The following is a 1706-nucleotide window of genomic DNA, read 5'->3' as shown; positions in this document are numbered from 1 at the left end:
GTCCGGGCCGAGGGGCGTGCCGGGACGGCTGGACGAGGGGTCCAGCATGCTCCCGGGGGAGGAGGAAGACGGCAACGGGGGCTCCGGCTCGGCGCGGGGGGACGAGGGGAAGTGTCCCTCTTTTGTACCGTGTGCGGCGCGGGCGCGGGGCCGGAAGCTTGATCTTCCGCCGGTCGCGCCCGGCCGCCGCGGTGGGAATCCCCGGTCAGCGCGGTGTTCCGGGCGGATTCGGCCGGTCCGGATCCGGCGCCGGCCGGGCGGGGTCAGTGGCCGCCCGCGCCCCCGCCGTCCTCGTTCTGGACGCGCAGCGCGTTCAGCGCGAACGCCACCATGTGGTACTGCCCGATGAGCATGACCAGCTCGATCAGGCGGGCCTCGTCGAACCGCTTCGCCAGCGCCGCCCAGGTGGTGTCCGAGATGGTGGACGTGGCGTTGAGCTCGTCCGCCGCGTCGATCACGGCCCGGTCTTCGGGGGGCCAGGGATGGTCCTCCGGTGCGCCCCGGAGCGCTTCGATCTCCGCCTCGTCCAGCCCGGCGGCACGCGCGATCGGGACGTGGTGCGTCCATTCGTAGGCGCACGAGCGCTGGTGTGCGACGCGCAGGATCACGATCTCCCGGACGCGCCCGTCCAGCGTGCCCTCGAACAGCAGCTTGGAGCCGAAGCCGATCCAGGACGTGAACAGGGCCGGGTGCCGGGCGAGCGTGGTGAAGACGTTGAGCGGGCCGGTCGCGGCGACGACCGCGCGCAGCGTCTCGTCCCACTCCTCGGGCGGCAGCGGAGGCACCCGGGGCGTGCCCTGGGCGCCCCCGGCAAACGAGGAACCGGGAAGCGGGGAGCCGGGAGACGGGGGACCGGCGGGTGGGGTGTCGGAAGCCATGGCTACTTTCTGCCACCGATCACTGTGACGGTGCCAGTCCGCCGCGCCCCTCTGGCCACATCACGTCACACGGTTGACAGACCGCACCGGAAGAGAGGGCCCGCTCAGAAGGACCGGGCGGTCGCGGCGACCGCCAGCTCGGCCAGCGCCTCGCGCGCCTCGCCGGTCACCGGCGCGGCGGCCAGCGCGTCCCGCGCCTCGGCCGCGAACCCGTCGATCATCTCCTCGCAGGCCGCCAGCCCGCCGGTCGCGGTGATGATCTCCCGCAGGTCGGCCACGCCCAGCTCGGTCAGGTCCGGGTCGCCGAGCAGCCGCTCGACGGTGCCGGCCTGCTCCGGCGCGGCGCGCTCCAGGGTGAGCGCCACCAGCACCGTCCGCTTGCCCTCGCGCAGGTCGTCCCCGGCGGGCTTGCCGGTCTGGGACGGGTCGCCGAACACGCCGAGCACGTCGTCGCGCAGCTGGAAGGCCATCCCGAGCGGACGCCCGTAGCCGCTGAGCGCCGCCGTCAGCTCCTCGGAGCCCCCGGCCAGCGCCGCGCCCAGGTGCAGCGGCCGCTCGATCGTGTACTTGGCGGACTTGAAGTCCACCACCCGCAGCGCGGACTCGACCGTCCCGCCCGCGCGGGTGCTCTCCAGCATGTCGAGGTACTGGCCGCACATGACCTCGGTGCGCATCAGGTCGTAGACGCCGCGGCCGCGGGCGCGGCCGTCCTCCGGCAGGCCGCTGGTCTCGAACATCTCGCCCGACCAGGCCAGCAGCAGGTCGCCGAGCAGGATCGCCGCGCCCTCGCCGAAGGTGCCGGCCGGGCCGCGCCAGCCGCGCTCGGCG

2 protein-coding genes are annotated in these 1706 nt (G+C 74.6%); both read right to left on the bottom strand.

The genetic code is table 11. The annotated features are described in order from the left end of the window. Positions 1-263 precede the first annotated feature (263 nt). Complete coding sequence (locus AB0J52_RS39190) at positions 264-785, bottom strand: carboxymuconolactone decarboxylase family protein (RefSeq protein ID WP_500188154.1); 522 nt, start codon at positions 783-785, stop codon at positions 264-266. Positions 786-982: 197 nt separating this feature from the next. Next, the coding region (locus AB0J52_RS39185) for a polyprenyl synthetase family protein (protein WP_500188153.1) at positions 983-1706 on the bottom strand (724 nt) is incomplete at its 5' end.

This window comes from Spirillospora sp. NPDC049652, from assembly GCF_040675125.1.
Classification (GTDB): Bacteria; Actinomycetota; Actinomycetes; order Streptosporangiales; family Streptosporangiaceae; genus Spirillospora.
This window is presented reverse-complemented; position numbering and strand designations above follow the sequence as displayed.